The organism is bacterium, from assembly GCA_035559435.1.
Taxonomy (GTDB): Bacteria; Zixibacteria; MSB-5A5; order WJJR01; family WJJR01; genus JACQFV01.
Genome location: DATMBC010000029.1, coordinates 1 through 22,471, shown reverse-complemented (window position 1 = coordinate 22,471; position 22,471 = coordinate 1). Strand labels below are relative to the sequence as shown.

Sequence of the window (22,471 nt, the reverse complement as noted above, 5' to 3'; positions counted from 1 at the left end):
GCGCGCCAATCGACGCGTTCCCGCGTAAAAGTATGTGTGACGGCGCCTTTCGTTCTCGCCGACAATACTGACAAATGACCTGAGGAGCCCGATTTCATGACCCCGATGCCCAACCTCGAGCAATTGCTCACCCGCCTCCGCCAGATGCGCTTGCGCGCCATCACCTTCGAGTGGCTGACCCATGCCGGCTGGATGGTCGCCCTCGCCTCGGTTGCCTTTGTCCTCTTGGCGCTGGTGGCCGCCATTGTGGTCCCGGCTTCGGCCATCCGGGTCATCGCCGTCGGCGCGGTGCTGGCGACGCTGGTTGGCATCCTGGTTCTGGCGATTGCCCGCTCGACCATCTGGTCGCCGGGCCCCGAACGGCTGGCGCTGGCGGTCGAGGCCAAGTACCCCGAACTGAAAAACCGGCTGATCGCCTCGCTGCAACTGGCCGACAAGGCCCGCACCAACCCGGAGCACTACTCGCTGGCGCTGGTCGATCTGACCATCCGTCAGGCGACCGAAATGAGCGACGCCATCGACTTCATGGAAGCGCTCGACCGTCGCCGTCTGCGCCGCGCCGCGCGTTGGGCCGGACTCGGCTTCGGGGCCGCCTTGCTTTTGACCGTGCTCTTTCCCGGCCTGGCCAAGAAATCCTGGGACGCCTACTCGCGCCCGTTGGCCGATTACGCCGAGCCGATCCCTTACACTTTGACCGTGCTGCCCGGTTCGGTCGAAGCGGTCAAGTTCGATGACTTCCGCATCACCGCCCGGGTGGAGGGGTCCGATCTGCCGAAGACCGTCGCCATCTTCCACCGTTCCGAAGGGGGCCAGTGGCGGTCGCTGGGCGATATCGAACCGGTGGTCGCCTCGAAGGCCCCGGGCGCCGTGTCGGGGCTGACCCGCGAGTTCCAGCATGTCCTGCCGCAGGTCAAACGCGATTTCGAGTACTACGTCGTCGCCGGTGAACGCACCTCCGACGTCTACACCGTCAGCGCGGTCGACCGGCCGCGGGTCGGCGCGCTGCGTCTGGATGTCTTCCCGCCGGCCTACACCAATCTGCCGCCGCTGGTGCTGGATGCCAACGATGGCACCGTGACCGCGCCGGTGGGCAGCCGTGTGGCGATGCGCGTCGAGTCCAATCGCGATCTCTCCGAGGCGGCGCTGGTCTTTGCCGACGGCACCCGCCACGCCATGACGGTCAAGGGGCAGAGCGCCACCACCGAGCTGGTCGTGCGCGACAACCGCACCTACCATCTGGCGCTCTTGGATGAGTCGGGACGCTCCAATCCCAATCCGATCGAATACACGATCACCGCGATTCCCGACCGGGAGCCGTCGGTCGATATCGTCCTGCCCGGCCACAACGTCGATCTGGGCGAGGACATGGCAGTCAACCTGAAGATCGTCGCGCGCGACGACTATGGCTTTTCCGGCCTGACTCTGAAGACCCGCTGGATGTCGGAGGGCCTCGAACGCGCCGCGCGCGAGTTCGCCATTCCCGAATCGCGCGTTGCCGGCGAGCGGCTCGAACCGGTGTATTTCTTCGACCTGGCCGACTGGGGCCTCATGCCCGAGGATGTGGTCTACTACTATGTCGAAGTCCGCGACAACGACGCGGTGAGCGGCCCGAAGACCGCGATCAGCAAGACCTATGCGGTCCGACTGCCGTCGCTGGATGAGATGATGGCCGAGTTCGAGGAAGAGCGCGCCACCGACATGACCGCGCTCGACCGTCTGCTCGGCGCCGAGCGCGAATTGTCCAAGCAGTTGGAAACGTTGCGCCGCGAACTGGCCCCGCAGCAGGAGCTCAATTGGGACGACCAGAAGAAGGTGACCGATGTCGCCCAGCGCGCCCAGGACCTCGAAAAGGAACTGGACCGTCTGGCCGAGAACATGCAAAAGCAGGTCGCCGAGGCCCAGGAGAAGAAACTCGCCTCGCTGGAGATGCTCCAGAAGATGATGGAGGCGCAGAAGCTCTTCGAGGAGGTCGCCACCCCCGAAATGCGCGAGGCGCAGAAACGCCTGCAGGAAGCGCTTGAGAAGATGAATCCCGAGGACATCAAGCGCGCCATGCAGGAGATGAACTTCTCGCAGGACGAGATGATCAAGCGCCTCGACCGCACCATCGCCTACCTCAAGCGTCTGCAGGCCGAGCAGAAGGTCGACGCGATGATCCGCCGTCTCGAGGAGATGGCCGCGCAGGAAGAGGCGCTCAACGAGCAGTCCAAGGAATCGCCGAAAGACGCCCAGCCGGCCCTGGCCCCGCCGCAGGAGCGTCTCAAGGAGCGGTTCGATGAGTTCGCCGAAGAGCTGGCCGCGGCCGAGGCGCAGTTGAACGAGGCCAAACTTGCCAGCCCCGAAAAGACCGCGGGCTTCTGCCAGTCGGCGAAAAACTCCCCCGCCTCCCAGCAGATGAAGCAGGCGGCGGAGAACATGCAGTCGCAGGACAAGAAGGGCGCCGAGCAGAAAACCGGCGAGGCGGCCGCGTCGATGCAACAGTTGCTGGCGCAGATGAAGCAGTTCCAGAAGGAAACCAACTCGCAGCAGCAGGAGCAGATGGCCAGGGAGCTGCGCGAGGCGCTCGACAAGACGATGTACCTTTCCGAGGAGCAGGAGAAAGTCATCAACGAGACCGCGCAACTGGATCCCACGTCGCTGTCATTGCGCGAGATGGCCGCCCGGCAGGAGGCGCTGCGCGCCGCCACCGAGAAGGTCGCCCAGCAACTGATGGAGATGGCCAAACAGTCGACCGCGATCTCGGCGGAAACCTCGCAGAAACTCGGCCAGGCCATGGAGCGCATGAGTCAGTCGTCGCAGTGTCTCAGCGACCGCCGCGGCCCCAACGCCGGCAACAACCAGAAAGAGGCGCTCTTCAGTCTCAATCAGGTCTCGCAGGACCTGACCCAGAGCATGGAGAAAAACAGCCAGTGCAACAACCCCAATCCCAGCGCCTGCGCCAAGCCCAACCCCAATTGCCAGAATCCCGGCGAGGCGGGGCAGAAGATGGGCGGGCTCTCGCAGAAGCAGGGACGACTCAACGCGCAGATGCCGCAGCAGGGGCAGGGGTCGGGCCAGATGTCCGAAGGCGAACGCGAACTGCTCAAGCGGCTCAAGGGCGAACAGCAGGCGATCAAGCAGGGTGTCGATGAACTCAACTCAGAAATCGGCAAGGATCAGCAACTGGGACGGCTCGATAAACTCGCCGAGGAAATGCAGAAGGTGATCGAAGACATGGAGCGCGGCCAGGTCACCGAGGAGACCCGCGAACGCCAGAAGCGCATCTACACGCGCATGCTCGATTTCCAGCATGCCCTGCAGAAGCAGGACTTCAAGGATGAACGTCAGGCGCAGCAGCCGGAGGGGACCTATGGCCGCACCTCGCCGGGCGCGCTGCCCGACGCCGCCGGCCTGACCGACGAGGAATACGACCGTCTCCTCACCCGCTATCAGGAAGAGGGCTACCCGAAGGAGTACGAGGAGACGATCAAGGCCTACTTCCGCGCCCTGGCCGAGTCACGCAACGCCGGCGCGACGCCGGAGAAGTGATCTCTTCCATACGGCAATCCCCAAGGGGCGGGTCTGCGACCCGCCCCTTCTTCTTGTGCCCTGGACGCCAGGCGGGTCTGCACGACCTGGGGTGATCCGCAGCCTCGCCGTTCAGTGACAAAACTCCGCCGCTGGGGTGTATATTCACGAGGGCAGGACGGGAGGGGAAATGCGGCAGACGCTTGTTCGCACGTGGGGCGCGCTCACGGTCGCCGCGGCGCTGGCCGCCTGCGCCGAGATCGAGGACCGACGGCCGCTGACCGACGGGCTGACGATTGCCGTGCCGACCGTGCACTACCACGACCGCTCCGCCTGGGGTTTCGATGCCTACCCGGTGATTGAATTGCAGGCGAAAGAGTGGTATCCGAATCCCTGCTATTACCTCGAGGCCTCCGTTGCGACCAAGGACAACAAGATCGTCATCAGCATCGGTGACGCGGTCTATCGTGATGGAATCTGCGCTGACGTATTGACAAGAGCCGCGGCCATCGTTGCCATTGACACCACACGCGGACGCTATCAACTCAGCGTCGTCCACGGTGACAGCGCCGATCATTACGGGCTGAACATCTATGCCGACCGTATTCAATTGACGCCGATCGCGACGCGATTCACCGAGCCGACCGACTCGGTCTGGTGGAAAGTGCCGCGCCACAGCTTCGCCGTCAGTTGTCAGTATTCCGAGCACCAATACGCGCCCCTCTGCGCCCTGATTCACGACAGCGTCTTCGGGCAACCGTGGCTGGCGCCCCGCGAGCGTCCGCAATATGGTGTCTGGCCGTACCCGCCCAACGCCGATGTCTACATCTACCGGGACGAGTCCGATTTTGCGACGATCACCCGACTCCTGGACGGCTTTCCTCGAGCGCCCATCGGCCAACCGGCGGCGGTTCGAATCGACATTCACAATTGGCGCGATCGCTGGTATACCGCGCGCTTGCAGGCGGAATAGTCGGTCGCACACGCACCCCGCCGTCAGGGATTCTGCGAACAAAACCAAAGCCGTAAAGTCAGGAGCCCAGAAAGCGGGCTCCTGACCTACAAATTGTACAGATTCGGGGACGGGTCTGAGACCCGCCCTTCTTCCTTTTACGATCAGTTGCATAGTCGGGCGAACACGAGGTTCGCCCCTACGTCGGTCGCTCTGCTCGCGCAGTGGTGAACCCTGCTTGCCCCTGACAGAGCGGTTCGATGCCGGCCATACTGCCCGGGGGCAACGCCGCCCGCCGCCCACTTGATCGCCCCGAGACAATCCGTTAGATTCCTGTATGGGACCAGACAACGTCATCCGTGGTGGGCAGGAGCGCACCATGCAGGAACCCCGCATCACTCCCGCGCTGGTCGAGGAACACGGCCTCTCCGCGGACGAGTACGACAAGATCAAGTCCATCCTCGGACGCGAGCCGACCTGGACCGAACTGGGCATCTTCTCGGTCATGTGGTCAGAGCACTGCAGCTACAAGAACTCGATTCTGCTGCTGAAGACCCTGCCGCGCGAGGGCGAGGCGATGCTCGCCAAGGCGGGGGAGGAGAACGCCGGCGTGGTCGACTGGGGCGACGGGCTCGCGGTGGTCTTCAAGATCGAATCGCACAATCACCCGTCGGCGGTCGAGCCCTATCAGGGCGCCGCCACCGGCGTCGGCGGCATCCTGCGCGATGTGTTCACTATGGGAGCGCGTCCGATCGCGGTGCTCGACTCGCTGCGTTTCGGCGATCCGGCCAACGCAAGAGTTCGCTACCTGGTCGACGGCGTGGTGCGCGGGGTTGGCGATTACGGCAATTGCTTTGGCGTGCCCAATATCGGCGGCGAGACCGTCTTCGAGGATTCGTACACCAGCAACCCGCTGGTCAATCCACTGGCCATCGGCATCGTCCGCACCGACAAGATCGCCAAGGCGCAGGCCTCGGTGGTCGGCGCGCCGGTGTTCGTCGTCGGCTCCAAAACCGGCCGCGATGGCATCCATGGCGCCACGTTTGCCTCCGAGGAGCTCTCGGAGAAATCCGAGGCCAAACGCCCGCAAGTGCAGATCGGTGATCCCTTCACCGAGAAGCTGCTCCTGGAAGCAACGCTGGAGATGATTGATCAGGATCTGCTGGTCGGTATTCAGGACATGGGCGCGGCCGGGATCACCTGCTCCTGCTCCGAGACCGCCTTCCGCGGCGGACAGGGGATCCACATCGACACCGCGCGCGTGCCGGTGCGCGAAGCGGGGATGACCCCGTATGAGATCCTGCTCTCCGAATCGCAGGAACGGATGCTGGTGATCGGCAAGATCGGCAGGGATGAGCAGATCAAACGGATCTGCGCCAAGTGGCAGCTCGACTGCGCCCAGATCGGCGAAGTGATTCCCGGCGGACGGTTCATCGTCGATCACTACGGCGAACGCAAGGCCGACATCCCCGCCGAGGCGCTGGCGCTCGGCGGCTCAACCCCGCAATACCGGCGCGAAGAGAAACGTCCCGGCTACCTCGATCAGCTGGCGGCGTTTGACACCGGCGCCCTCGCGCTGCCCAAAGACTTCAATGATGTTCTGCGCCGCATGGTCGCCGCGCCCAATCTCTGCGACAAGTCCTGGGTCTACCGGCAATATGACCAGAGCGTGCGCACCGGGACCGCCCTCGGCCCGGGCATGGACGCCGGCGTGATCCGCATCCGCAAGACCAACACCGCGCTGGCGGCCACCACCGACTGCAACGCCCGCTTCTGCTATCTGAACCCGCGCCTCGGCGCGCAGATCGCCGTCGCCGAAGCGGCGCGCAATCTTGTCTGCGTCGGCGCGCGTCCGCTGGCGATCACCAACTGCCTCAACTTCGGCAATCCCTACAAGCCGGAGATGTACTACCAGTTCGCCGAGTGCGTGCGCGGCATGGGCGAAGCCTGCCGGGCCTTCGGCACGCCGGTGACCGGCGGCAATGTGAGTTTCTACAACGAAGACCCGACCCGCGCGGTATATCCGACGCCCACCATCGGCATGATCGGCAAAATCGAGGACTTGGCGTTCATCACCACCGGTCACTTCAAGGAGCCGGAGGATGGCGTCGCCCTCATCGGCGCAACCTTCGAGGAGCTGGGTGGGAGTGAGTACCTGAAACTCTTCCATGGCCAGGTTGCCGGACAGGTGCCGGCGCTGGATTTCGCGCGTGAACTGAAAGTCCAGCGGTTCGTGATGCGCGCCATCCGCGAGGGGTGGATCTGCGCCGCGCACGACTGCGCCGATGGCGGGTTGGCGGTTGCGCTTTTCGAGATGTGTCTCGGTCCGGATGACCGCACACGCGGCTTCGAGGGGGACTTCGGCTTCTGGAACGGGCGTCCCGACGCCTTGCTTTTCGGCGAGAGCCAATCGCGCATCGTCATCTCGTTTGCGATGGAAGATCGCGCCGCCATCGAGGCCGCCGCGCGCGCCGACGGCGTGCCCTTCCAGTTCCTCGGGCATGTGACCGTCGCCGACCGTCTGGTCATGCGCCCGTATATCGACGATTCGGTCACGGCGCTGCGTGAATTGCACCGCAACGCGCTGCCCGCCTTGATGGAGGAAGTCACGGCCGCGGCGGTGGCGTAAGCGGGCAGATGACCGCCGGGGAGTCATGAAGAGGAGGGCGAGGACATATGACAACAGCCATAAACCAACCCGCGACACCCATGCCCGCCTACACGCCCGTGCGCGCGCCGCGCGGCAACTCCCGCACCTGCCAGGGATGGATTCAGGAAGCCGCCCTGCGCATGATCCACAACAACCTCGACCCCGAGGTGGCCGAGCATCCGCAGGAGTTGATCGTCTACGGCGGCTCCGGCAAGGCGGCGCGCAATTGGCAGTGTTTTCACCAGATTGTCGCCTCGTTGCGCTCGCTGGCCAACGACGAGACACTGCTGGTCCAATCCGGCAAGCCCGTGGGCATCTTCAAGACGCATCCACTCTCGCCGCGTGTGCTCATCGCCAACTCCAACCTCGTCGGGCGCTGGGCCAATTGGGAGGAATTCCGCCGTCTCGAGGCGCTCGGCCTCATGATGTACGGCCAGATGACCGCCGGATCATGGATCTACATCGGCACCCAGGGCATTCTGCAGGGGACCTATGAGACGTTTGCCGCGGTCGCCACGCAGCACTTCGGCGGCGATCTCACCGGACGCTGGGTGGTCACCGGCGGCATGGGGGGGATGGGCGGCGCCCAGCCGCTGGCGGTCACGCTCAATGGCGGTGTCGCGCTGGTGGTCGAGGTCGATGAATCGCGCATCGACCGCCGCCTCGAAAAGGAATACTGCGATCGAAAGACCCGTTCGCTTGATGAAGCGCTTCGCTGGGTGAAAGAATCGGTCGCGGCGAAGAAACCGGTGTCGATTGGTCTTGTCGGCAATTGCGCGGAGATTCTCCCTGAACTGGTGCGTCGTCACGAGATCCCCGACATCGTCACCGATCAGACCTCGGCCCACGATGAATTGTCCGGCTATGTCCCTGATGGGTTGTCGCTGGCCGATGCGATCGCGCTGCGGCAGAAGGACCCGCAGAGTTACATCCGGCGTTCGATGGCGGCGATGGCCCGGCACTGCGAGGCGATGGTGGCGATGCAGAAAGCCGGCGCGATCGCCTTCGACTATGGCAACAACCTGCGCGGCCAGGCGCAGAAGGCCGGATATGCCGACGCCTTCGCCTTCCCCGGCTTTGTCCCCGCCTACATCCGGCCCCTGTTCTGCGAAGGGAAGGGCCCCTTCCGCTGGGTCGCCCTCTCCGGCGATCCCGCCGACATCGCCGTCACCGATGAGGTGGTCCTGCGCGAGTTTTCCCATAACGAACCACTTTGCCGCTGGATCCGCATGGCGCGCGAAAAGGTCCGCTATCAGGGGCTGCCCGCGCGCATCTGCTGGCTTGGCTATGGCGAACGTGACAAATTCGGACTTATCATCAACGACTTGGTCGCCAAGGGCAGGATCAGCGCGCCGATTGTGATCGGCCGTGACCACTTGGATTGCGGCTCGGTGGCCTCGCCCTTCCGCGAGACCGAATCGATGGCCGACACTTCCGACGCGGTGGCCGATTGGCCGCTGCTCAATGGCCTGCTGAACGCCATCTCCGGCGCCGGCTGGGTCTCGATTCACCATGGCGGCGGTGTCGGCATGGGGTTGTCTCAGCACGCCGGTATGGTGATTGTGGCCGATGGTTCCGAGGATGCCAAGGGACGGCTCGAACGGGTCTTGACCAACGACCCCGGCACCGGGGTGATGCGGCATGCCGAGGCCGGGTACCAAAAGGCCGTCGATTTTGCCCGGGATAACCGTATCAAACTGCCCGGCTTAGGCCTCTGACAGACAAGATCGGGGACCCCGCTCGGTCCGATTTGCACCAAATACCTTTTGTTAGGTGGGGATCAATCGCCGTTTTTGTCCGTATCACAATAGGATGAGCCTGGTAAGGACCTCTGCCCGCCATGGAACGGCGCAACGATCACCGACGACCTGGAAAGCCCTCGCAGGCTCCGCGTCCCCCTGTTAATCCTTACGGCGCGGACAACCCGCGCGCGGTCGCCTATGACCTCGCCACCCGTTCGGTGCGCGGCAGCGAAGATTTCGACGAAATCTGGCACTCGGATGCGGCGCTCTCGCATCTGTCCCAGCGCGACCGCGCGTTGGCCATCCATCTGGCCGCCGGCGTCCTGCGCCGGATGCGCCGTCTCGATGCCCAGGCGCGTTATCTCACCGACGGCAAGTATCAGGACCTCAAAGAGCCGGTGAAGTGGATACTTCGCTTCGGTCTGTTTCAAGTCGTCGATTGCGATCGCATCCCGCCGCACGCGGCGGTCTCCACCGCCGTCGATGCCGCCAAGGCGGTCGCCCATCAAGGCATCGCCGGATTGGTCAACGCCGTCCTGCGGCGCGCCGCGCGCGAAAAGGAAGACCTGCGCGCCGCCGAACAGGCTCCGCCGCAGACGGACAATGAGTTGGTCTACTGGGGCGAACGCCTCTCCATGCCCGACTGGCTGGTCGAAATCCTCTTTACCCGGTTCGGCAACAACCGTCCGGAACGGATCGAACGTTGGGCCAACAGCCCGCCGTCCTATTTCTTCCGGCTGGCTCAGGGTGTCGATGCGGACGTGGTCTTGAAGATGATTGCCGAGCACGAGCTGGGTTCGGCGCGGGTGCATCCGGAGTTCCACGACTATGTTTCCGTCGCCACCTCGGCGCTGACTGTCGGTTCGCCGCTGTTTGCCGGACCGTATGGCTGGGTCCAGAATCCGGCGGCGGGGTTGGTCATCCAACTGCTCGATCCGCAACCGGGCGAAACCATCATCGATATGTTCTCCGCTCCCGGCGGCAAGACATTGGCCATCTCCGAGCGTGTCGGTGAGACCGGCCAGGTGCTCGCGGTGGACAAAAGCGAAAAGCGCCTGGAGCGTGTGACCGAAAACAAGCTGCGCCTGGGCTACAACAACATCCTGCCGATCGCCGCCGACGTCACCAGTCTCGGCGATCGCGCCGCCGCGCGGGTTCTGGCCGATGCGCCGTGTTCGGCGCTCGGCACGCTGCCGAAGAACCCCGAAGTGCGGTGGACCAAGTCGCCGGCCGACATCACCCGTCTGTCGCGCTCGCAGGGCATCTGGCTGACCGCGGCCTCCGCCCACGTCGCCCCCGGCGGCGTGCTTGTCTATTCCACCTGCACCCTCTCCCCACAGGAAAACGAGCAAGTGGTCGAAATCTTCCTGCGGGATCATCCCGAATTCACGCTCGAGCCCGCCGGGACCTGGGTGCCGCACAAATACGTCACTCCTGCCGGCTACCTCTCCACCCGCCCGCCGGAAGACGGTCTCGATGGCGTCTTCGCCGCGCGGATGCGACGCGCGCAACCGTGAGCGAACTGTCCCACTGGCAACGGGCCTGGCGCAAGGCGTGGTTCCGGCGGTTGTTCAAGATCGTCGGTATTCCGCTCCTCGTTGTGGCCGCCCTGATCCTGCTGGTCGACAAGGTCGTGATGCCGATCATCACCCGGCATGGCGAGGAAATTCCCGCGCCCATGCTGGTCGGGCATCAACTGGAAGAGGCGCAATCGATCCTGGCCGCGGTCGATGGTGACATGGAGATTGTCGAGCGCCGTTTCTCTCCCGAGTATCCCGATGGCGTCATCATCGAACAACGTCCCGGGCCCGGATCGCCGATCAAGCGCGGGCGCCTCTTCCGCATCGTGGTCTCGCGCGGGTCGCAACTGATCGATGTGCCGCGTGTTCGCGGCCAGACCATTCGTCAGGCCGAATTAATCCTGCAGGAGGCCGGGTTCATTGTCGGGGGACGCGCCCGCTCCGAGGACGCCTCCTTGCCAACCGGCACGGTGGTTGGCACCATCCCCGGCGCCGGCAGCCGTCTGCCGCGACGCGCTGTGGTCAATTTGCTCGTCAACGCCGAACTGCGCGAGGACTACACCTGGTGTCCCAATTTGGTCGGCATGAATATCGAAGAGGCGCGCATCCTCCTGCGTGAGCGTGGGCTCTTGGTCGGACGGGTTGACCGACGCTATGATCGCGACCGCGATGCCGGCACAATTCTCGAGCAGGTCCAAACGCCCGGTGAAGAACTGCCGTTGGGCAGCGAGATTGATCTGGTCATTTCGCGCAACCGCTGAAAATCAGGTAAGGTGTTGTCTGGGAATATGTTGACAAGTCTCCATGCCTCTTGTGTCTGTGTCGGGGCGATTACAGTGCTCCCTTGAAATTCCGCTAAAGCCCTCGTATATTTAAGGTTTGCGCCGGACCGCTTCTGTTCGGCCGCAACGGCTGCGGGCTCAAATCGCATCCGTGTTTTTGCGCCATCGGTGGATGGTGGATGGAATAGACTATGTTTGATCAACTCGGCGAACGTCTCGAACGTGTCTTCAAGACTCTGCGCGGTCACGGCAAGGTCTCGGAGAAGAACATCGAGGAAGCGCTCAAGCAGGTGCGGCGCGCCTTCCTCGAGGCGGACGTTCATTACAAGGTCGTCAAGGAGTTCCTCGAAGACGTCCAGCGCGAGTCGCTCGGCGCCGAGGTGCTCAATTCGGTCACGCCGGGTCAGCAGATCATCAAGATCATCCACGACCGTCTGGTGGCGCTTCTGGGCGGACAGTACCGTCCGGTCCAATTCGCCAAGCCGCCCCATCCCACAATCTGGATGCTGGTCGGGTTGCAGGGATCGGGCAAGACAACCACCTGCGCGAAACTCGCGGCGCGTTTTGCCAAGAGCGGGCGCAAGCCAATGCTGGTGGCCTGTGATCTGCAACGGCCCGCGGCGATCGAACAATTGCGCAAACTCGGGCAGCAGTTGAAGATTCCGGTGCACGCCGGCGCCGGCTCCCCGCTCGATGTGGCGGTCGCCGGTCTGGCCGCCGCCGCCCAGGCGCACTGCGATCTGGTCATCGTGGACACCGCCGGACGGCTTCATGTCAACGACGAGTTGATGGACGAAGTCAGAGGCATCAAAGAGCGGCTGCGCCCGACCGAAACCTTCTTCGTCGCCGATGCCATGACCGGGCAGGATGCGGTCAGCTCGGCCTCGGCCTTCGCCGACAAAGTCGGCATCGACGGCGTGATCTTCACCAAGATCGACGGCGATGCCCGCGGCGGCGCCGCGCTCTCGGTCGCCAAAGTCACCGGCGTCCCGATCCTCTTCACCGGCGTCGGCGAAAAGGTCGAGGACCTCGAGCCCTTCCACCCCGATCGGATGGCCTCGCGCATTCTCGGCATGGGCGATGTCGTTTCGCTGGTGGAAAAAGCGCAGCAGACCATCGACAGCCAGCGCGCCCGCGAGATGGAAGAGAAACTGCGGCGCGCGCAGTTCAACTTCGAGGACTTCCTCGAGCAGATGCAGCAATTGAAGAAGATGGGGCCGCTGGACTCCATCCTCGGCATGTTGCCGGGCGTGGGGCGGCAGTTGAAGGGGATGTCTCTTGATCCCAAGGCGCAGGGGCGGATGGAGGCGATGATCCTCTCGATGACCCCCGAAGAGCGTCGCCGCCCCGAAATCCTCAACGGGGCGCGTCGCGCGCGCATCGCCCGCGGCTCAGGCAACTCGATTCAGGACGTCAATCGCCTGATCAAGCAGTTCGGCATGATGCAGAAGATGATGAAGCAGTTCTCCAAGGCAGGGAAGAAGGGCCCCCTGCGCGTGCCGTTCGGCATGCCCATGGGTTGATCGCATGGAGTCTCGTTAACGATTCACCATATTCACCGGAGGTTTTGATTGGCAGCAACCATTCGTCTTCGCCGCGGCGGGCGCCGCAACGCCCCGCTGTACCGCGTGGTCGCGGCGGATTCGCGCATGCCGCGCGATGGCCGATTCATCGAGATCATCGGCTGGTACCGTCCCACCGAGAAGCCCGGCAAGGTCTCTTTCGACATCGAAAAGACCCTCAAGTGGCTCAAGATGGGCGCCGAGCCGTCGGACACGGTCCGTACGTTGTTCGTTCATACCGGACTGGACATGATCTGGGCCAAGGCGCAAAAGGGCGAGGACTACTCGAATCTCGTCCTGAAGGACACCGTGACCGAGAAGGCCGGCAAGGTCAAGGCGCGCAAGCGTGCCCGCATGGCCGAGGCCGCCGGCGCCAAGAAGGAGGAGTAGTCTCCCTTCTCTTGGCGGGAGAGGAAACGCTGTGGTGACCGACCGTGTCGCCCTCGGCAAAATTGGCAAGGCGCATGGCGTCCAGGGCGCGTTCCGTGTCTGGCCCTACGCCGATGATCTGGAGCGCTTCGCCGCGTTGAAGCGGGTAACGCTCTCCCGGGGTGCCAGGACCGCCGCCGCCAACGTCCTCTCCGTCCAGATCGCCGCCGGGTTTGTGATTCTGCGCACCGACGCGGTCCAGACGCCCGAGGATGTGCAGATCTGGCTGGGTGGCGATGTCGAAATCGAAGCGGCCGAGCGGGTCGCGCTGCCGGAGGGACGATACTTCCATGATCAGATCCTCGGCCTGACCGTGGTCACCCCCGATGGTCGTGCGGTGGGAGCGATCGTGGAGATTATCGACGGCACCGCCAACGACATCTATGTCTGCCGCGATGGCGACAGGGAGTTCATGATTCCGGCGGTCGATGTCTTCATCAAGTCGATCGACTTGAAGACCCGACGCATGGTGATCGATCCGATACCGGGATTGCTGGATTGACAGACACATGGGCACACAGGGGCTGACCATCGATGTGATCACCGCCTTCCCGGCGATGTTCTCCGGATTTCTCGGCGAATCGCTGATGGCCCGCGGCTTGGCCCAAGGCGTGCTGTCGGTGCGCGTTCATGATCTGCGCGATTGGTCCGATGATCCGGCGCATCACACCATCGACGACACACCGTTCGGCGGCGGCGGCGGCATGATCCTCAAGGCCGAGCCGATCGCGCGCGCCGTCGAATCACTCGGCGGCGGGCCCGGCGCCGTGGATTGCGTGACCATCATTCCCACGCCGCACGGCTCGCTGTTTGGCCAGGATGACGCCGACGAGTGGGCCGGACGGTCGCACCTGATCTTCGTCTGCGGTCACTACACGGGCATGGACGAGCGCGTGTTCGACTACCTGCGGCCGGTGCGTCGCTGCATCGGCGACTACGTGCTCTCGGGCGGCGAACTGCCGACCATGGTGATGATTGAGGCGACCGCCCGACGGGTCCCGGGTTTCCTGGGCAACGACGAGGCGGCGCGCAACGATTCGTTCGTGCGCGACGATGGCGGCCTTGGCGCGCCGCAGTACACCCGCCCCGCCGAGTGGCGCGGCCTGCAGGTGCCGCCGGTCTTGTTGTCGGGGCATCACGCCCAGGTGGCCGACTGGCGCGCGGAACAGGCGCGCGAATTGACCGAGTTGTACCGTCCCGACCTGGCCGCCCGCGGCCGGCGACGGATTCTCGAGAATGCGGACGCCGAGTTCGATGTCGGCGGTGAAGGATAGAAAACAATCATACTTGAAGGAGTATCGCGATGATCAACCTCAACACCATCGGACTCAAGGACCCGCAGGCCGAAGCCGCCCCGGTCAATCCCGGCGACATTGTCCGCGTCCACGTGAAGATCAAGGAAGGCGACAAGGAACGCATCCAGGTCTTCCAGGGCACTGTCATCCAGAAGCGCGGGGTCGGCGCCAATGCCACCTTCACCGTGCGCAAGCTCTCCGAGCATGGCGTGTTTGTCGAACGCATCTTCCCGACCCATTCGCCCAACGTGGCCAAGGTCGAACTGGTCAAGCAGGGCAAGGTCCGCCGCGCCAAGTTGTTCTACATGCGCGAGCTGACCGGACGCGCCGCGCGGGTCAAGGAGAAGAAGACCGACGTGGCCGCCGGGGGCGGCGAGTAACGTGACACGCCTCCTGCGCGTGGCCGCGGTCGCGGCGTTTCTGACGGCGTTGCCGTTTCGGGTAGGACAGGGTGCGGTCGCGCCGCTGGCGCCCACGGGATTTGTCGTCACGCACCAACTGACGCTGCCGGCATCGCCGGTGGCGGTCTTCGACGCGTTCACCGGCGACATCCGCGACTGGTGGGATCACTCCATCGCCGAGCATCCCAAGGCGCTCTACATCGAGCCCAAAGCCGGGGGCGGATTCTATGAGATCTTTGACGATTCCGGCAACGGCGCGTTGCATGCGACTGTAATCACCGCGTGGCGCGGACGGCTCCTGCGCTTTGAAGGGCCTCTGGGCCTGACCGGACGCGCCATCGTCATGGTGCATACGCTGGAGTTCACGGCGCGGGGCAGCGACAGCACGCTGCTCACGCTGACGGTGAACGCCACCGGACAGATCGAGCCGGAGATTCCCGACATCGTCGATCGTGTCTGGCATCACTTCCTGATCGAACGCTTCAAGCCGTACGTGGAATCGGGGGACTATCGCAGGAAAGTTTCATCGGCGCAGTAGCGAACGGCAACTCCCATGCGACGCGTGGCGCGCGGATCAAAAGCCAACGGCGATGCCCTCGACCGTTGGCTCCATGAACGGCGGTTCTGGGAGAGCGGATTGCGCCTGGTGGCCGGTGTCGATGAAGTCGGACGCGGCCCCCTGGCGGGTCCGGTCATCGCCGTCGCCGTGATTCTCAGCGAACGCTTCAACGATCCCGGTGTTCACGACTCCAAGACGCTCACACAGGCCGAACGTCTCACCCTCTTCCCGTCGATTGCCGCGCAGGCGTTGACTTGGGGCGTGGGGCTGGTCGCGCCGGCCGAAATCGACCGGATCAACATCCTCAACGCTACCTTTCTGGCCATGCGGCGCGCCATCGAACAACTGGCCATGCCGCCTGAGGCCGTGCTGGTCGACGGCAAGGCGCTCATCCCCGATCTGGCCTGTCCGCAACGCGCCATCGTCCGCGGCGACAGCGCCAGCATCACCATCGGCGCGGCGTCGATCCTCGCCAAGGAAATCCGCGACCGCATGATGGAGGAATACGACCAGACATACCCCGGCTACGGTTTCGCGCATCACAAGGGATATGCCACGCCGGAACACCAGGAGGCGCTGGAGCGTCTCGGTCCATCGCCCATCCACCGCCGCAGTTTCGCGCCGGTGCGCGAGTGGCGGCAAAACTCCCTCGAACTGTGATGGTCGGTCGCAAGACACCGCGCAAGATCCCCAAGCCCAGGCATCCCACCCCGCGTCAACGGTTGGCGCGGCGCGGTGAACAGCGCGCTGCCGACTATCTGGTCGCGCGCGGCTACCTTATCATCGCTCGCAACTGGCGCGCGCCCGGCGTTCGCAATGAGTTGGACATCATCGCCGAAGACGGCGACTGCCTCGTGTTCGTAGAGGTGAAGACCGCCCGGACCGCCCACTACGGCGACCCCATCACCTGGATCACGCCCCGCAAACAGGCCGCCATCGCCCGCGCGGCCGAGTGCTATCTCGCCGAACACAACTGCGCACACAAAAGCTTTCGCTTCGACACGATCTCCATCAGCGCCGCCGCCCCCGGCAAAGAACCACCGCTGGTTCATACCGTCGCCGCCTTCGTTTTGGAATGACTGCGATCCCGTCGCCCCATGGGGGAGAGTAGGCAGCGCAGCGCGCTTGCAGTGCGGTTGACTAATGTGTAGTCCCTCTCCCCTTTCAGGGGAAAGGGTTAGGGTAGGGGGCTGATGTGTGCGGCAGGATCGCCCCCTCACCCCAGCCCTCTCCCCCGCATGGGAAGTGAGGAATGCAGAGTCGATCTTGCGGGGATTACACAACCGCGACTTTAACACAGTGGATCGGCGGCAGCGAATCGAAGAGACATGTCCATTCCTCGCCGCCCTCGCGTCCCATCCACAATTGTCCGGTCGTCGTGCCCAGGTAGAGCGCCGGAGACTTCAGGTCATCGATGTCGAGCGCGTCACGCAGGACGGTGAAGTAGGAGTCCTTCCTGGGAAATCCCTTAGCCAGTCGCTTCCAGGAGTCGCCGCCGTTTTCGCTGCGCCAGACCGCGGGGGAGCCGTCGGGGCAGGTTCGCGTCATTGGAACCAGCGGCACGACATAGACGACCTCGGGATTGTGGGGATGCACGACGATGGGAAATCCGAAATCCGATGGCAGTCCCTTGCTGATCGACCGCCAGGTGTGGCCGTGGTCGTCGCTGCGCAGCACGCCAATCCCCGGGCGCTCGTCCCAGCCGCCGTGATTTTGCAGATAGAATCGCCCCGGCGCGTCCGGATGTCCCGCGATTTTGTGGACGCACTGCCCCCATTCCGGGAACGGATCGGGGACAAATCCGGCGCCGATGCCGTTGTTGGCCGGACGAAAGCTCTGGCCGCGGTCCTCGCTGAGGTAATGCCCGCCGGTCGAAATGCCGAGATGGATGCGCTCGCCATCCATCAGGATGGTGTGCATGCAAAGCCCGCCGCCGCCGGGTTGCCACTGGCGCGCGTGCTCATGGTTGCTGATCCCCGGCACCATCTCCCAGGAATCGCCGCCGTCGTCGCTGTGGAACAGCGCCGCCGGCTCAACGCCGCACCACAGGTCCTTCGTGTCATGCCCCGCTTCCAGCGACCAGATGTTGGCCAGCGCGCGCCCATCGTCCTTTGGAAAACTCGGCGCCGACTTGGTCTCCTTGAACGATTTGCCCAGATCGGTTGAGCGCAGGACCTTCATCCCGAAAAACGGATTGCAGCTTGAGGCATAAATACGCGGCTTGCCGCGGCGGTCGACCAACGCCGCATTGACCGAGACGCCCGGTCCGAACGGCCCCCGTAATTCGAAGCGGCGACGGGTCTTGGCCGCCTCGGCCACGAACAATCCCTTCTTGGTTCCCAGGCAGAGAATCACACGTTCCGGCATGCTCAACCTCCCGAAACCGCGGGCATGATCGTAATCACATCCCCCGGCGACAGTTGTGTTGTCAGCCCCTGCGGGCCACGCACCAGTGACTTGTTGATGAACAGGTTGATGTGACGACGCACCCGACCGGTCTCGTCGCAAACGCCGCGATACAACAACGGATGCTGCCGTTCGATTTCGTTGAGAGCCGCCGCGATGGTCGCAGCCGGCACCGGCACCTCGGACGCGCCGCCGCATGTCTCGCGCAATGGTCCGGGGATGCGGATAATAATTGTCATGTTTTCGTTCCCCCTCCGGGTGCTCGGAGAATCCGCGTGCCCAACGGGTCAGACTACTGGTTGCCAAGTAAGGAAGGGCGTCTTGTGGCTGTCAATCATCTCGCGAATTAATTCGTGACGATGGCAGTGGATCGGCCAAGATCAAACGCCGCCAGCGAATTCCGCCTGGCGGCGTCGGACAGCGGCTTGCCGTTCTCACCCGCCCGATGAACCGGAGGTCCCGGCTCGTTTTTGTAATTCGGTCTGGATCTTCTCCCAGATCGGATGCCACAGGTCGGGGCGATTGTTGTAGGAGGCCAATTGCTTTTCGACCGCCTCCGGGGTGACCCCCAGTCCCTCCAGCACGCGCGCCTTCTCGCGCTCGTACTCAGGCGTGCCGATCGCCATCGTCTCGGCCAGGGTGGCGAGTTCGACATAGGCCTTCACAAAAGTGGCCTCGTCGATCGGTTGTTCGACCTTGCGGTTTTGTGGATCGACAACGCCCAGCTGGCCGGACTGGTACATCCAGACCACGCCGACGGCGGCGAGGATGAGTACGGTCACAATGGCGAGTTTGATCTTCATGGGCAGGTTGGGTCGGACGGTCACGCCTCCTAATATACACTCAAAACCCGTTTTGGCGCCACACGGCCCGGCCCTAATCCGGGGTCTTCTTGTCGTGGTAACCCGGGGGCGGCAGGGGACGGACCATGATGGATTTTTCGCGTTCGACGCTCACCGTGCCCGCCGGGGCCTTGCGCGGCTTGCGCACATACCGGGCCTCGGTGTACACCACCGGGACCAGCCCCGCATGCTTTGACTTGCTGAAGTAGGCCGCCACCTGCGCGGCCAGAGTGATCGTGTCTTTGTCCACCGGCGTCTCCCGGTTCTCACGGCGCAGGATCACATGCGATCCCGGCGAGCCATGCACATGGAAGAACAGGTCCTGCGGGCGGGCATGGCGCAGCGTCAATTCATCGTTGTCGCGCGAGGAACGTCCCACCAACAGGCGGTCGCGCCCGATTATGAACTCACGATAAGGCAGACGCGGCGCCGGACGACGCCCCGTCGCCGGCACCTCCGGGTCGATACCAAAGGCCACGGCGATCTCACGCAGCGCGTCACCCTCCACCAGTCCGGCATCGATCCGCGCCAGCGCCGCGCGCAGCCGTTCCAGGTCACGCGCCAGATGCGGACGTTCATTGCGCGCCGCGGACACCGCGTCGGCCGCCTTGCGCGCCTTGCGGTAGTAGTCGTCGATGTTCTGTTGCGGCGAACGCGCCGCATTGAGCGGGATGGTGATCGTTGACCCACGCTGCCAGTCCGGCACGTCGATTCCCGCCATCCCCTTGCGCAGGTCGGCACGATGGGCCGACAGCAGGTCGGCCAGACGCTTGTATTCGTCGGCGCGCGCCCCCTCCGCCTCGGTCCGCGCCAGCGAGGCCAGACGGCGCTCGTTTTTGCGCAGCAGATCGCGCAGGGCGCCGGCGATGTGCGCCAGCGGCCCCGAATCCGTCGCCCCGGCGGCGCGCGCACGGTCACAGGCGACCAGAAGTTCGGCCAGCGACGCCGTTCCCGTGGCGGCAGGGCCCGCCAGTCGAATGTCCGATGGATCGTAACCGACGCCGGTCATCAAAAGCGGAGTGGCCGGATCAATCGCCGCTCCCGCGACTTCCCGCAATGCCTGGAACTCCTCCCAGTCACGCAACGCCGAATGTTCGCCGGCCGTCTCCGATGGTGATGTCGCACCGACGCGTTCCTCGATCTGTCGTGCCAAGCCGCTATCGATCCCCCAGAAACGCCGCCGCAGAAAGTCGCCGAGGTCAAGCGTCTGGTCGGACTGGCGCAGTCTCTTGTAGTCCGCCCGCGTCAGCGTCCGCCAATCGGCCAGATCGGGAGGCGCGGGAAGACTCAACGCGCGTCGCCGTCCGCGGTCCTCGGCATCGGCGTCGGGGTGCAGCGATTCCAGGATGGTCTCATCCGTCGGATCGATCAGCCACAAGTTGGCCGCGCTCCCTGTCCAGGCGGCGACCAACGAGTAACGACGGTCCTCCTCCGGCGCCTCGCCGGGTTTGTCGAACTCGAAGCGCAGGATCCGATCATTGGCGGCGATGCCCACGGCGGTCAGACGCGCGGAGCGCAGACGGTTGAATGCTTCGGTGCGTTCGTAGAGTTGCCAGTCGGCGATGCGCGATTTGGCTTGCGACCAATAGAGCGCCGCCGCTTCGCCGCGAACGCCGATGACGATGTGGAACTTTCCGCGCGACGACCCCGCGACCAGACCGATCCGCGCCCGATCCGGGCGTCGACGGATCTGCTCGATCTGGCACCCCACAACGTATTCTTGCGCCTCGCGGGCCAAGCGCACCAATTGCCAGCCGATAACTTTCATTGCCCCAATGCCTTGGCTCTCCCGCCCGCCGGATAATCCATTGACTTCCAGCCGGGAATAGCGGATTATAGGCGTTTCTATTATGGCGGGAAAGAGCGCTTACATCGAGAGCATGACCGGCTTTGGCCGCGGTGAGGTTGTCCGCGACGGCTACCGCGCGGTCTTTGAACTCTCCTCGGTCAACAGCCGCTTCCTGGAAATCTCCCTGCGCCTGCCGCGCTGGCTGATGGGGATGGAGTCCCCGTTGCGGGCGCTCATCGACAAGCGGCTCTCCCGTGGCAAGATCTTCGGCCAACTGACTTGGGAGCGTGTCGATTTCGCGCCGAATCAGGCGCCCAACGATGCTCTGGTCGATTGGTATGTCGACACACTGCAGCGTATCGGCGCGCGGCATAAATCGCTCGCCCCGCTTGGGCTCGGCGATTTGTTGCGCATTCCCGACCTGTGGGGAACACAGGCGGAGACGATCGACGCCACGGTGGAGTCGGTGCTCACCGAATCGTTGAACGCGGCCCTCGACCAACTGGTGGCGGCGCGTCGCCGCGAGGGTGAAGCGCTGGCGCGCGATTTGCGCGAACGGGTGGCGATCATCGAGTCCTGTGTCGGCCAGGTGAAGCAACTGGCCGCGGCAGTGCCGGCGGCGATCCGTGACCGGCTCAATGCCCGCATTCAGGAACTGCTCGGCCAGACCGGAATCGAGCCACAGCGTATCGCCCAGGAGGTCGCCTTCCTGGCCGATCGCGCCGATATCACCGAAGAGTGCGTGCGGCTGCTGGTGCACACCGAACATTTCGTCGAGACGCTCGAAGCCGGCGAGGCCGCCGGACGGCGTCTCAATTTTCTCCTGCAGGAGATGAACCGCGAGGCGAACACGATCGCCTCCAAGTCGGTCTCGGCGGAGATTTCGACTCTCGCGGTGCAGTTGAAGGAAGAGCTGGAGCGCATCCGCGAGCAGGTGCAGAACATCGAGTAAGGGCCGGACGCGGGGAGCGAGGAGCATGGGGCGCTGGACGGGCACCGCAATGATGGTGGTGATTTCCTCCCCGTCGGGCGGCGGCAAGACCACCGTCATCAACGCCCTGCGCCGCAAGCACCCCGAGTTTCTCTACTCGGTGTCGGTCACAACCCGCGCCAAACGCGCCGGCGAGCGCAACGGCACACACTATTTTTTTGCGACGGAGGAGCAGTTTGCGCGTATGAGGGACGCGGGCCAACTGGTGGAGTGGGCGACGGTGCATGACAAGTCGTATGGCACGCCGCGCGCCAACGTCGAACGGGCCCAACGGCTGAAGCGGATCATGCTCTTCGACCTCGATGTCCAGGGGGCTGCTTCGCTGCGGCACGCTCTGCCCGGTGTGGTGAGCATCTTTCTGTTGCCCACTTCGATGAGCGCGCTTGTGCGTCGCTTGAAGGGCCGCCGATCCGAGTCGCCGGAGGCCATTGCCCGGCGGTTGGAGACCGCTCGGACCGAACTGAGCCGCGCCGGTGAATACGACTATCTGGTGACCAACGATGACCTGAAGGACTGTATTGCCGACTGCGAAGCGGTGATCCGCGCCGAAATGTTGCGACGTGAACGGCACCCGTCGCTGGCCGCCGCCACATCGCCGGCTTGAAATCACACACACGGAGGAAGGATTAATGGGAATGGCTATGGTCGACACCAATGATCGCAATGCGATGGATGACGGGCACGACGAGCAGACATTTGTCCCGGCGCAGCCGCGCGTCGAAAAAGGCCGGATGACCCTGCGCGGGGGCAAGCACGGTCGGCTCATCTCCCTGGAAGGGCTGCGCCAGCACGCCAAGAACCGCTACGAAGGCGTCCTGATCGCGGCGGCCCGCGCCCGTCAGCTCAACGCCAAGAAAGTCGCCATGGAAGAACGGGGCATGGAAGAGGCCGCCGAGCTGAAACGGCTGAAGATGACCTCGTATGCCCTCTCTGAGCTGATCGAGGGCAAGATCAAAGTCGAGCGACCGGGCGAATCCATTGAGCAGAAATAGTGTAATCTATTGATTTGCAGCGAGTTGGCGTGCGCAATCGACCGGCGGGATG

Annotated in this window: 20 protein-coding genes and 1 pseudogene; 17 read left to right on the top strand and 4 right to left on the bottom strand. The window is 64.1% G+C overall.

Annotation, left to right across the window (positions count from 1 at the left end; all coding sequences use genetic code 11):
- Positions 1-96 precede the first annotated feature (96 nt).
- From VNN55_03200 to VNN55_03135, 14 genes and pseudogenes are all read left to right on the top strand, one after another.
- A complete protein-coding gene (locus tag VNN55_03200) occupies positions 97-3,528 on the top strand; it encodes a DUF4175 family protein (GenBank protein HWO56554.1) in 3,432 nt (1,143 codons plus the stop codon).
- A gap of 169 nt (positions 3,529-3,697) precedes the next feature.
- Positions 3,698-4,480: a hypothetical protein gene (locus tag VNN55_03195; protein ID HWO56553.1), complete on the top strand. Its 783-nt coding sequence runs from the start codon at positions 3,698-3,700 to the stop codon at positions 4,478-4,480.
- Positions 4,481-4,838: 358 nt separating this feature from the next.
- Positions 4,839-7,088: a phosphoribosylformylglycinamidine synthase subunit PurL gene (gene purL / locus VNN55_03190; protein ID HWO56552.1), complete on the top strand. Its 2,250-nt coding sequence runs from the start codon at positions 4,839-4,841 to the stop codon at positions 7,086-7,088.
- Between the two features lie 80 nt (positions 7,089-7,168).
- Positions 7,169-8,827 carry a urocanate hydratase gene (gene hutU / locus VNN55_03185; protein HWO56551.1) on the top strand — a complete coding sequence of 553 codons (1,659 nt, stop codon included), beginning with the start codon at positions 7,169-7,171 and terminating at the stop codon, positions 8,825-8,827.
- Positions 8,828-8,949: 122 nt separating this feature from the next.
- Complete coding sequence (rsmB, locus tag VNN55_03180; GenBank protein HWO56550.1) at positions 8,950-10,368, top strand: 16S rRNA (cytosine(967)-C(5))-methyltransferase RsmB; 1,419 nt, start codon at positions 8,950-8,952, stop codon at positions 10,366-10,368.
- Positions 10,365-11,132, top strand: a complete 768-nt coding sequence (locus VNN55_03175; protein HWO56549.1) for a PASTA domain-containing protein — start codon at positions 10,365-10,367, stop codon at positions 11,130-11,132. Before rsmB ends, VNN55_03175 begins: the two co-directional genes overlap by 4 nt.
- A 212-nt stretch (positions 11,133-11,344) precedes the next feature.
- The gene (ffh, locus tag VNN55_03170; protein HWO56548.1) at positions 11,345-12,676 is read left to right on the top strand and encodes a signal recognition particle protein; all 1,332 of its coding nucleotides are present in this window, start codon (positions 11,345-11,347) and stop codon (positions 12,674-12,676) included.
- 48 nt (positions 12,677-12,724) lie between these two features.
- Positions 12,725-12,979 (top strand): annotated as a pseudogene (gene rpsP / locus VNN55_03165) (30S ribosomal protein S16).
- A 160-nt stretch (positions 12,980-13,139) separates the two neighbouring features.
- Positions 13,140-13,646, top strand: a complete 507-nt coding sequence (gene rimM, locus VNN55_03160) for a ribosome maturation factor RimM (protein ID HWO56547.1) — start codon at positions 13,140-13,142, stop codon at positions 13,644-13,646.
- A 7-nt stretch (positions 13,647-13,653) separates the two neighbouring features.
- Entirely contained in the window at positions 13,654-14,418 is a 765-nt protein-coding gene (gene trmD, locus VNN55_03155; GenBank protein ID HWO56546.1) for a tRNA (guanosine(37)-N1)-methyltransferase TrmD, read from the top strand.
- A gap of 29 nt (positions 14,419-14,447) precedes the next feature.
- On the top strand, positions 14,448-14,819 hold the full coding sequence (gene rplS / locus VNN55_03150; GenBank protein ID HWO56545.1) for a 50S ribosomal protein L19: 372 nt from the start codon (positions 14,448-14,450) through the stop codon (positions 14,817-14,819).
- A 1-nt stretch (position 14,820) separates the two neighbouring features.
- Positions 14,821-15,378, top strand: a complete 558-nt coding sequence (locus tag VNN55_03145) for an SRPBCC domain-containing protein (GenBank protein HWO56544.1) — start codon at positions 14,821-14,823, stop codon at positions 15,376-15,378.
- A gap of 15 nt (positions 15,379-15,393) precedes the next feature.
- Positions 15,394-16,059 (top strand): ribonuclease HII, encoded by a 666-nt coding sequence (locus VNN55_03140; protein HWO56543.1) that lies wholly within the window; start codon positions 15,394-15,396, stop codon positions 16,057-16,059.
- A complete protein-coding gene (locus VNN55_03135; GenBank protein ID HWO56542.1) occupies positions 16,059-16,478 on the top strand; it encodes a YraN family protein in 420 nt (139 codons plus the stop codon). Before VNN55_03140 ends, VNN55_03135 begins: the two co-directional genes overlap by 1 nt.
- A 196-nt stretch (positions 16,479-16,674) precedes the next feature.
- Here the strand turns inward: VNN55_03135 and VNN55_03130 are convergent, their stop codons facing one another.
- The 4 genes from VNN55_03130 to VNN55_03115 form a co-directional block, all read right to left on the bottom strand.
- Positions 16,675-17,766, bottom strand: a complete 1,092-nt coding sequence (locus VNN55_03130; GenBank protein HWO56541.1) for an exo-alpha-sialidase — start codon at positions 17,764-17,766, stop codon at positions 16,675-16,677.
- 2 nt (positions 17,767-17,768) lie between these two features.
- Positions 17,769-18,044, bottom strand: a complete 276-nt coding sequence (locus VNN55_03125; GenBank protein HWO56540.1) for a MoaD/ThiS family protein — start codon at positions 18,042-18,044, stop codon at positions 17,769-17,771.
- 195 nt (positions 18,045-18,239) lie between these two features.
- Positions 18,240-18,608 (bottom strand): hypothetical protein, encoded by a 369-nt coding sequence (locus VNN55_03120; protein HWO56539.1) that lies wholly within the window; start codon positions 18,606-18,608, stop codon positions 18,240-18,242.
- Positions 18,609-18,681: 73 nt separating this feature from the next.
- Positions 18,682-20,415 (bottom strand): NFACT RNA binding domain-containing protein, encoded by a 1,734-nt coding sequence (locus VNN55_03115; GenBank protein ID HWO56538.1) that lies wholly within the window; start codon positions 20,413-20,415, stop codon positions 18,682-18,684.
- A gap of 82 nt (positions 20,416-20,497) precedes the next feature.
- On the opposite strand from VNN55_03115, the gene VNN55_03110 reads away from it, so the two are divergent.
- Genes VNN55_03110 through rpoZ form a run of 3 tightly spaced genes read left to right on the top strand, consistent with a single transcriptional unit; the run spans position 20,498 to position 22,419 of the window.
- Positions 20,498-21,388: a YicC/YloC family endoribonuclease gene (locus VNN55_03110; GenBank protein ID HWO56537.1), complete on the top strand. Its 891-nt coding sequence runs from the start codon at positions 20,498-20,500 to the stop codon at positions 21,386-21,388.
- A 25-nt stretch (positions 21,389-21,413) separates the two neighbouring features.
- A complete protein-coding gene (gene gmk / locus VNN55_03105) occupies positions 21,414-22,031 on the top strand; it encodes a guanylate kinase (GenBank protein ID HWO56536.1) in 618 nt (205 codons plus the stop codon).
- Positions 22,032-22,062: 31 nt separating this feature from the next.
- Positions 22,063-22,419, top strand: a complete 357-nt coding sequence (gene rpoZ / locus VNN55_03100) for a DNA-directed RNA polymerase subunit omega (protein HWO56535.1) — start codon at positions 22,063-22,065, stop codon at positions 22,417-22,419.
- The last annotated feature ends 52 nt before the right edge of the window (positions 22,420-22,471 follow it).

Bases quoted from the DNA above. Each gene is read 5' to 3' on its own strand.
- VNN55_03200 (HWO56554.1), top strand. From the start codon at position 97: ATGACCCCGATGCCCAACCTCGAGCAATTGCTCACCCGCCTCCGCCAG.
- VNN55_03195 (HWO56553.1), top strand. From the start codon at position 3,698: ATGCGGCAGACGCTTGTTCGCACGTGGGGCGCGCTCACGGTCGCCGCG.
- purL (HWO56552.1), top strand. From the start codon at position 4,839: ATGCAGGAACCCCGCATCACTCCCGCGCTGGTCGAGGAACACGGCCTC.
- hutU (HWO56551.1), top strand. From the start codon at position 7,169: ATGCCCGCCTACACGCCCGTGCGCGCGCCGCGCGGCAACTCCCGCACC.
- rsmB (HWO56550.1), top strand. From the start codon at position 8,950: ATGGAACGGCGCAACGATCACCGACGACCTGGAAAGCCCTCGCAGGCT.
- ffh (HWO56548.1), top strand. From the start codon at position 11,345: ATGTTTGATCAACTCGGCGAACGTCTCGAACGTGTCTTCAAGACTCTG.
- trmD (HWO56546.1), top strand. From the start codon at position 13,654: ATGGGCACACAGGGGCTGACCATCGATGTGATCACCGCCTTCCCGGCG.
- rplS (HWO56545.1), top strand. From the start codon at position 14,448: ATGATCAACCTCAACACCATCGGACTCAAGGACCCGCAGGCCGAAGCC.
- VNN55_03140 (HWO56543.1), top strand. From the start codon at position 15,394: ATGCGACGCGTGGCGCGCGGATCAAAAGCCAACGGCGATGCCCTCGAC.
- VNN55_03135 (HWO56542.1), top strand. From the start codon at position 16,059: ATGGTCGGTCGCAAGACACCGCGCAAGATCCCCAAGCCCAGGCATCCC.
- VNN55_03130 (HWO56541.1), bottom strand. From the start codon at position 17,766: ATGCCGGAACGTGTGATTCTCTGCCTGGGAACCAAGAAGGGATTGTTC.
- VNN55_03125 (HWO56540.1), bottom strand. From the start codon at position 18,044: ATGACAATTATTATCCGCATCCCCGGACCATTGCGCGAGACATGCGGC.
- VNN55_03120 (HWO56539.1), bottom strand. From the start codon at position 18,608: ATGAAGATCAAACTCGCCATTGTGACCGTACTCATCCTCGCCGCCGTC.
- VNN55_03115 (HWO56538.1), bottom strand. From the start codon at position 20,415: ATGAAAGTTATCGGCTGGCAATTGGTGCGCTTGGCCCGCGAGGCGCAA.
- VNN55_03110 (HWO56537.1), top strand. From the start codon at position 20,498: ATGGCGGGAAAGAGCGCTTACATCGAGAGCATGACCGGCTTTGGCCGC.
- gmk (HWO56536.1), top strand. From the start codon at position 21,414: ATGGGGCGCTGGACGGGCACCGCAATGATGGTGGTGATTTCCTCCCCG.
- rpoZ (HWO56535.1), top strand. From the start codon at position 22,063: ATGGCTATGGTCGACACCAATGATCGCAATGCGATGGATGACGGGCAC.